Origin of the sequence: Clostridium folliculivorans (genome assembly GCF_024341905.1) — a bacterium.
Classification (GTDB): Bacteria; Bacillota; Clostridia; order Clostridiales; family Clostridiaceae; genus Clostridium_AR; species Clostridium_AR folliculivorans.
In genome coordinates, this window is sequence record NZ_BQXY01000059.1 from 1 (window position 1) to 227 (window position 227).

General features: G+C 41.0%; 1 rRNA gene. It reads right to left on the minus strand.

Annotation, left to right across the window (positions count from 1 at the left end):
* Positions 1–72 precede the first annotated feature (72 nt).
* A 23S ribosomal RNA gene (locus OCU55_RS23900) occupies positions 73–227 on the minus strand; the annotation flags it as partial.

Here is a 227-nt window from a genome sequence, read left to right on the forward strand (position 1 = left end):
CGCATCATTACTAGATCTTTGAAAGATTATTCTTTCAAAATTGCACTTAAGTTAACTTTGTAATAACATTTATTGGTCAAGCCCTCGACCTATTAGTATCGGTCAGCTGAACACGTTACCATGCTTACACCTCCGACCTATCAACCTCGTGTTCTTCGAGGGGTCTTACTAGCTTACGCTATGGGAAATCTAATCTTGAGGTGGGCTTCACGCTTAGATGCTTTCAG